Annotated in this window: 7 protein-coding genes; all 7 read left to right on the top strand. The window is 53.7% G+C overall.

What is annotated here, in order from left to right:
* Positions 1–635 (top strand): ABC transporter permease (locus tag ACESNI_RS06230; protein ID WP_373085655.1); only part of this gene is annotated, 635 nt, incomplete at its 5' end.
* A gap of 12 nt (positions 636–647) precedes the next feature.
* Positions 648–2,345, top strand: coding sequence for a class I adenylate-forming enzyme family protein (locus tag ACESNI_RS06225; RefSeq protein ID WP_373085654.1), 1,698 nt, complete (start codon positions 648–650; stop codon positions 2,343–2,345).
* A 50-nt stretch (positions 2,346–2,395) separates the two neighbouring features.
* Complete coding sequence (locus ACESNI_RS06220; RefSeq protein WP_373085653.1) at positions 2,396–3,550, top strand: acyl-CoA dehydrogenase family protein; 1,155 nt, start codon at positions 2,396–2,398, stop codon at positions 3,548–3,550.
* Positions 3,551–3,740: 190 nt separating this feature from the next.
* Positions 3,741–4,514, top strand: coding sequence for an enoyl-ACP reductase FabI (gene fabI / locus ACESNI_RS06215; RefSeq protein ID WP_373085652.1), 774 nt, complete (start codon positions 3,741–3,743; stop codon positions 4,512–4,514).
* A gap of 239 nt (positions 4,515–4,753) precedes the next feature.
* Positions 4,754–6,154, top strand: coding sequence for a bifunctional enoyl-CoA hydratase/phosphate acetyltransferase (locus tag ACESNI_RS06210; RefSeq protein WP_373085651.1), 1,401 nt, complete (start codon positions 4,754–4,756; stop codon positions 6,152–6,154).
* Positions 6,151–7,197 carry an acetate/propionate family kinase gene (locus tag ACESNI_RS06205; protein ID WP_373085650.1) on the top strand — a complete coding sequence of 349 codons (1,047 nt, stop codon included), beginning with the start codon at positions 6,151–6,153 and terminating at the stop codon, positions 7,195–7,197. Before ACESNI_RS06210 ends, ACESNI_RS06205 begins: the two co-directional genes overlap by 4 nt.
* Positions 7,194–7,580, top strand: a complete 387-nt coding sequence (locus ACESNI_RS06200; RefSeq protein ID WP_373085649.1) for a DUF302 domain-containing protein — start codon at positions 7,194–7,196, stop codon at positions 7,578–7,580. Before ACESNI_RS06205 ends, ACESNI_RS06200 begins: the two co-directional genes overlap by 4 nt.
* Positions 7,581–7,596: the final 16 nt, after the last annotated feature.

The raw sequence follows: 7,596 nt of genomic DNA, 5'->3' as shown, positions 1-7,596 counted from the left end.
TGAGCAGGATTATTTACGGTGGGCGTGTTTCTCTGATTGTCGGTATCAGTTCGGTTGTCCTAGCGATGGTAATCGGAGTCCTGCTGGGCATTATGTCTGCCATGATGGAAGGATGGGTCGGCGAAGCTATTATGCGGCTAACGGACCTCTTTTTATCGCTACCTTCCGTTCTCATTGCCCTTGCCGTTGCGGCGACAATCGGGCCGAGCCTGTTAAACGTTATCTTTATTATCGGATCGCTGTATTGGGCACCATTTGCCCGAATGGTGCGCGCGGAAGCGCTGTCGGTCCGGGAACTGGACTATGTTCAGTCAGCGTATGCGATTGGAAGCAATCCGTTTCGCGTTCTTTTTCAGCATATTCTGCCGAATATCATTAACACGATCATCGTTCTTGCTTCACTGCAGATCGCTGCCGCGATCCTTCTGGAATCCACACTGTCGTTCCTTGGCGTCGGTGTGCCGCCGCCAACGCCGACGTGGGGCATCATGGTCGCGGACGGTCGTCAGTACGTCGAGCTAGGCTGGTGGACCATCACCTTCCCCGGGATCGCAATCATGTTAACCGTGTTGTCCATTAATCTATTGGGTGATGCACTGCGCGATTTCCTGGATCCAAAATTCTCCTTACGCTAACGGATGGTGGTGATGCAGAAGTCAGGACGCCTTCGCGTATTACCGTTCACACCGGATCGGGGCGGCCAGACATTACCAGAGACCCTGTTGCGGGTAGCGTCCGAATTTGGTTCGCGCGATGCGGTCGTCGACGGTGACAGGGTTCTGACGTATGCTGGTCTTTTGCAGCGCGTGGCGCGGTTCGCCCAGGGACTGAAGTCCATCGGGGTTCGACGCGGCGATCATGTCGCCCTTTGGATGACGGATAGCCTTGAGTGGATGGTAGCCAGATGGGCTATCCCTGCCCTCGGCGCGGTGCTGGTACCGATCAATACGCGGCTCCGTGCGGAGGACATAAGTTACCTGCTGTCTCAGTCGGATACGTCCGTGCTGATTATGGCATCTTCGTTCGGATCTCTCCGCTATCTGGATACGCTCGAACGCATGGTTCCCGACTATCCGTCACAAAAGTTAAACGACTGGGAGACAGCGGAATTTCCGAAATTGCGGAGCGTGTTAATTTCCGGTGCATCTCCGGTGCCGCCATCTATGTATGACTTTGCCAAGGTCGAAGAGGCCGGTATTGATGCAGGCCTACCGGCTGACTGTCTTGAAGCATTGAGCGCCGACGTCGAGCCGGATGATGTGGCGCAGCTCGTCTATACGTCGGGTACGACGTCCCTGCCCAAAGGGGCCATGGTCTGCCACGGAGCCTTAGTCGAGAATAATTTTAACGCCGGGGAGTTGACCGGATTGACCCCGGACGACATTTTCCTTTTAACAGTCCCGTCATTCAGCGCTTCAGGTGTCGCCGCACATTGCCAAGGGCTGACCCATGGATCAAAGCTCGTGCTAATGGAGCATTTTGATGCTGAGACATTCTGCCGTATTGTTGAACGCGAACGGGTTACGTCGGCGTTTTTTGCCGATCCTATCATATACGATCTCCGGCACTTCTCGGACAGACAGAAATACGATCTGAGCTCACTCAGAACCGGATCCGGAGCGCCGATCTCGGAGGCATCCTTTGATTTTTTATCAAATGAAATGTCCGTGCCGCAAATCGTGCACTCATACGGGATGTCTGAAACGACTAATGTCGTCTCGCGCACGGACTGCCGTGAGCCCATCGACGTGCGGCGGCGTTCGACCGGACATCCGCTTCCGGGCGTGAATCTTTATATCGTTTCTCCAGACTTGGAAACAGACATGCCCGTCGGCGAAATCGGTGAGATTCGAATCTCCGGATATACCGTGATGAAAGGCTACTATAACAAGCTCGAGGAAACGAATTCTGCATTTGACGCGGATGGCAGATTCCGAACCGGTGACCTCGGTTATGTGAACGCGTTCGGCGAACTGGTCTATGTCGGGCGGGTAAAAGAGATGCTCAAGATCGGCGGTTTCAATGTGGCGCCGACGGAGATTGAGGCTTATCTGGCGACATATCCGGGCGTAAACCGTGTTGCTGTTGTCGGTGTGCCGGACGAACGATTAGGGGATGTGCCCTTTGCATTCGTCGCCTGCGATGATGGGGTGACATTACGCGAAACTGAGCTAATCGGCCACTTCAAAGATAGCATCGCAAGCTACAAGTTGCCGAAATACGTGTCCTTTGACGGGGATTGGCCGATGACAGGCACGCAAAAAGTCCAGAAGACGAAATTACAGGAACGTGCCCAACTACTTATCAACGAAGGCACGGCAGAACGTCTCGGCAAATTGACCTAGCTATTCCGATTAAAAAAAACAGTCCAATACAATGATAATAGGGGCACCAAATGGCACTAGATTCAGATACTTTCAATCAATTGATCGAAACAATCAGGCGTTTTGTGGAAACTGACCTGATGCCGGCAGAAGCCTTTGTCGACGAAAACGATGAAATACCTGAACATATCATGGAGGGTATGCGGCAGCTAGGGATGTTCGGCCTTACGATACCGGTCGAATACGGGGGGCTTGGACTGAATTCCGAGGAAGAAGTTCAGGTCTGGTTCGAATTCAGCCGCGCCGCGCCGGCATATCGCAGCGTCTGTAGCAGCAACAACGGTATTGGTAGCCAGGGCATTATCATCGACGGTTCCGAAGAGCAGAAGAACCGATATCTGCCACTGATGGCAACGGGTGAGATCGTGGGTAGTTTTTGCCTGACCGAACCGGGCTCAGGTTCCGATGCGAAATCCTTGCGGACAACCGCACGCCGGGATGGCGGCGACTACGTGATCAACGGCTCCAAGAGGTTCATCTCGAACGCGCCATTCGCGAAGGTCTTCACCGTTATGGCCCGGACCAGCGAGGACTCTGGCAGCGGTCCAGGTGTCTCGGCATTCTTTATCGACGCTGATACTCCGGGAATTACTCTTGGCGAGCCGTATCGCAAAATGGGACAGAGAGGCGCCAAGGCCTGCGATGTATATTTTGATGATGTCCGTGTGCCAGCCCACACGTTGATCGGTGGCGTCGAGGGTATGGGGTTCAAGACCGCAATGAAAGTCCTCGACCGCGGCCGCCTGGGAATGGCCGCCGGTTGCGTAGGAGTCGCGCAGCGCCTGATCGAAGAATCCGTGAATTACGCCACCGAAAGAAAACAATTCGGAAGCCCGATTGCCGATTTTCAACTAATCCAGGCAATGATTGCGGATTCCGTCACGGATCAGTACGCCGCCCGCTCGATGATCATGGCGGCGGCAACGGCCCGGGATGCCGGTAAACGCATAACAAAGCAAGCTTCCATGTGCAAATATTTTGCTTCAGAAATGGTCGGTAGGATCGCCGATCGGGCTGTTCAGATTTACGGAGGAACTGGTTACATCAGTGAGAGCGCGGTCGAGCGTCTGTACCGGGACGTCCGCGTTTTCCGTCTCTATGAAGGGACATCGCAGATTCAGCAGCTCGTCATTGCGCGCGATACCCTGCGCGAAATGGCGAAATAGGCATTTTTATGTAATTTCTCCGCCCAATCCAGCGTCTGCGTGTCCAATTTCAGCTGACAATATTGTCATACTTACCAATTTGGCATAGATTAGAAGCCGCATATAATTATGCGTAGTTGACTTTAATCAAAGCCAGATATTTCCAGATATGCTCTAAGATGGTCCTTGAATATAACAAGGGCTTATGTATATGACCGCATTATTAGATCTGACTGGAAAAAAGGGGCTCGTTCTGGGGATCGCCAATGAGCAAAGCATTGCCTTTGGCTGTGCACGCGCCTTCCAACAGGCTGGCGCGGAATTGGCGGTCACATATGCGAGCGATAAGGCCCAGCCCTATGTCAGGCCCTTGGCAGAGACGCTCGCCGCTCCGATTATCATGCCATGCGATGTGTGCAGTAAGGAACAAATATCAGCATTATTTGAGGCTGTGGACAAGGAATGGGGAACACTGGATTTCCTGTTGCACGCCATCGCCTTCGCGCCAAAGGCCGATCTGCACGGCCGTGTGACGGACTGCTCATTAGACGGCTTTCTTGAGGCCATGGACATTTCCTGTCATTCGTTTATCCGGTTGGCAAAACAGGCGGAAGGCTTGATGAAAAATGGCGGCAGCCTTTTAACGCTCTCCTATATTGGCAGCACGGAAGTCGTCAAACATTACGGGCTTATGGGCCCTGTCAAGGCGGCGCTGGAATCCTCCACGCGTTATCTTGCTGCGGAACTTGGCGATAAGAATATTCGCGTGAACGCCATCTCCCCCAGCGCTATAAAGACCCGCGCCGGATCCGGGATTGCCGATTTTGACGGGCTTTTAAAGTCGACGGCCATAAAAATGCCCCTTCATCGAATGATCGATATTGAAGATGTAGGCAACATGGCGGCGTTTCTGGTGAGCGACCTGTCCCGGAACATCACCGGTGGTGTGCATATGGTTGATGGCGGATATGAAACAATCGATTAAAGTCGGGAAACATATATTCCAGACGCGCGTAACGGCATCCTCTTTCCGGCATGCCGCCTCATTTCCGATTACATTTTCAGCAACACTACTTCACCCAAAAAAACAAGAGCTATGACCTCCCTAACCCGATCCAACACAATTTCTGCGTTCACCTGATCTTTTTATAGTCTACCTTGGGCCAATGCCCTTTCGCGACACAATGACGAAATGATGGAAATTTCAAAAGGAAAGCCGCCTGCATGACCGATACAAAAACTTCCCTTACCAACAAAACCTATGATGAGATAAAAATCGGAGATTCAGCGACGCTCACGCGCAAGCTGACGAAACAGGATATCCAGCTTTTTGCCACGGTGACGGGGGATATGAACCCGGCGCATTTGGATGAATCCTACGCCAAAACCGATATTTTCCATCAAATTGTTGGTCACGGCATGTGGACGGCATCGATGTTCTCGGTATTGTTGGGAATGCAGTTGCCGGGGCCGGGCACTCTTTATCTCGGGCAAACGCTCAAATTTTTAAAGCCCGTGCATCTGGGCTCCACCATTACCGCGTCGGTCAAGGTCCTCAAGAAAGACGACGAGCACAAACATATTACGTTTGAAACATTATGTACCAATGAAGACGGGGAGCATGTCCTAGAGGGCGAGGCGCTTGTCCTCGCGCCTTCCAAAACGATAAGGTGGGATGCCTTGCCGCTGCCCGAGGTGCAGATTAAAACCCAGGCGCATAACCACGAGACTTGGTTGCTGGACAAGGCATCCAGCCTCAAGCCCTTGCGCGTGGCTGTAGTGCATCCGGTGGATATGTTTTCCCTCGAGGGTGCAATTGAAGCCGCCAAGGCCGGCATAATCGATCCTGTGCTGATCGGGCCGGAAGGTAAAATCCGTAAAATCGCGGCGGAGAATGATCTGGATCTGGCTTCTTACCGTATCATCCCTACTCTGCACAGCCACGCCGCTGCCGCCCTGGCTGTCAAACTGGCAAATGAGGGTGAGATCGATGCCCTGATGAAAGGCAAACTGCATACGGACGAGCTGATGGAAGCGGTCGTTGATAAAAACATAGGCCTGCGCACCGGACGCCGCATGAGCCATGTTTTCGTGCTGGATGTCCCGAGCTACCCCAAACCCCTCTTTCTCACCGATGCCGCCATTAACATCAAACCCGATTTAATGGAGAAAAAGGACATCGTACAGAACGCGATTGACCTATTTATGGCTCTGGGGCTGGGATCGCCAAAGGTAGCGATCCTCTCGGCGGTGGAGATGGTGACCGAAAAAATACCCTCCACCCTAGATGCAACGGCGCTGTGCAAAATGGCGCAGCGCGGGCAGATCACGGGGGCCCTTGTCGATGGCCCGTTGGCCTTTGACAATGCCATATCCAAGGAGTCAGCCGAAATTAAAGGTATCGTCTCGGACGTGGCGGGGGATGCCGATATTCTGGTCGTCCCTGATATCGAATCCGGCAATATGCTGTATAAAGAACTGCGATATTTTTCCGGTGCCCAAGGGGCCGGCATCGTGCTCGGCGCCAAAGTCCCGATTATTCTGACAAGCCGCGCCGGCGACGCCGAAAGCCGTGTCGCCTCCTCGGCTCTGGCGCTGTTATACGCGAGAAGGCGGCCCTCATGACGAGCCTCATCCTGACCTGCAACGCCGGGTCGAACAACACGAAGCTGGCAGCCTTCGACGCAAATACGCTCCAGCGGATTGATGATGCCTCCGTCCATACTGCCGAGGAAGCCGCCGAATGGCTGAAGGGCAAGGAGGGCGTGGTGTCTATCGCCCACCGCGTGGTGCATGGCGGGCGCGCTTTCATACACCCCGAGCGACTCACGAATCAGGTGATCACGCAATTGACAGAGCTTATTCCGCTGGCTCCCCTGCATCAGCCGGCAGCGTTGAAAATCATCGCCGCCGCGCGCAAGCAATATCCGGACGTGCCGCATATCGCCTGCTTTGATACGGCCTTCCACCACACCATGCCGGAGATCAACCGCCGTCTGCCGCTGCCGCGAAAATACCACGACGAAGGGCTCGTCCGCTACGGCTTTCACGGCCTGTCTTATCAACATATTGCCGATGTCCTGCCCGAACAAGCGGCGGGGAAAATCATAGGGCGCGTTATTGCCGCGCATCTGGGCGGCGGGGCCTCGGCCTGCGCCATGAAGGATCTTGAAAGCATGGATAGCACCATGGGTTTTTCCACGTTGGAGGGGCTCATGATGGGGACTCGCTGCGGCGCGCTAGATCCGGGCGTGCTGCTCTATCTACTGGAGACGGACGGCATGCCGTTGCCCGCCCTCAGCGATCTGCTCTATCACAATTCGGGCCTGAAAGGTGTATCAGGTATCAGCGATAATATGAGAGAACTGCTCCAGAGCACGGCCCCATGCGCCATAGAGGCGGTGGAGCTATATTGCACCCTCGCCGCCAAGCAAATCGCCGGGCTGGTACCCTCCATCGGGGGGCTGGACGCGCTCGTCTTTACAGGCGGGATTGGCGAAAATGCCAAACCCATTCGAGAAAGAATCATCGCCCGCCTGCGCTGGATCGGTGATTTCGATGTCTACGTCATTCCCACCGATGAAGAACTGGTCATGGCCAGGGCCTGTAAAGCATTGCAGGAGAACAAGGACACCAACAAAACTCCGAAGGAAAGAAAATGGCTATGAAATACATTGTAGATACCGAAAAAAAGATTGATCAGGCGGCACTGGATATTGAGGAAGCGGTTAAAGACAACAGCTTTGGCGTACTTCATACTTATGACTTGAAAGAAACCCTCAAGTCCAAGGGCATTGATCTGCCGCAGGAATGCCGGATATTTGAGATCTGCAACCCCAAGCAGGCCGCCGCCGTTCTGGCCGAGGATATGGATATGAACATGGCGCTTCCCTGTAGAATCTCCGTGTGGGAAAATGAAGGCGGCAGTGTCAAGATTGGCATGCTTTCGCCCAAGGATATGCTGATCTCCCTCTCCCCCTCTCCAGTACTGGCAAAAATTGCAGGAGAAGTGGAAGACACCATGAAAACGATTATTCAGGCCGCAAAATAATATTCGGGAAGAGTTG

Source organism: Sneathiella sp. (assembly GCF_041689005.1).
GTDB lineage: Bacteria > Pseudomonadota > Alphaproteobacteria > Sneathiellales > Sneathiellaceae > Sneathiella.
This window is presented reverse-complemented; position numbering and strand designations above follow the sequence as displayed.